This is a genomic window from Psychrobacter sp. 16-MNA-CIBAN-0192 (genome assembly GCF_040309565.1).
GTDB lineage: Bacteria > Pseudomonadota > Gammaproteobacteria > Pseudomonadales > Moraxellaceae > Psychrobacter.
Map to the genome: position 1 here is coordinate 1 of NZ_JBEOOX010000702.1, position 237 is coordinate 237.

At 48.9% G+C, this 237-nt stretch carries 1 protein-coding gene; it reads right to left on the reverse strand.

Annotation, left to right across the window (positions count from 1 at the left end; translation table 11 throughout):
• On the reverse strand, positions 1-237 hold a 237-nt coding region (locus AAEY78_RS14910; RefSeq protein ID WP_352340271.1), incomplete at both ends, for an FAD:protein FMN transferase.

Here is a 237-nt window from a genome sequence, read left to right on the forward strand (position 1 = left end):
GGTATGGCCACTGGTGGCTAATGCACCTTGGCGAATGGTTAATAATGCTGCAGCGTTATCAAGCTTCTGCGGATTTTCAATGCCCACTTGCCAGCCATCATCCTTGCTAATAGGGCAAGCAATATCACCACCAAAATTGACTAGCACCGACGTTTTTGGCCAACGTAGAGCCAATAATTGCGCGGTGCGATCGACCGCATATTCTTTGCCAATACCGCCAAAGTCGACACTCATACC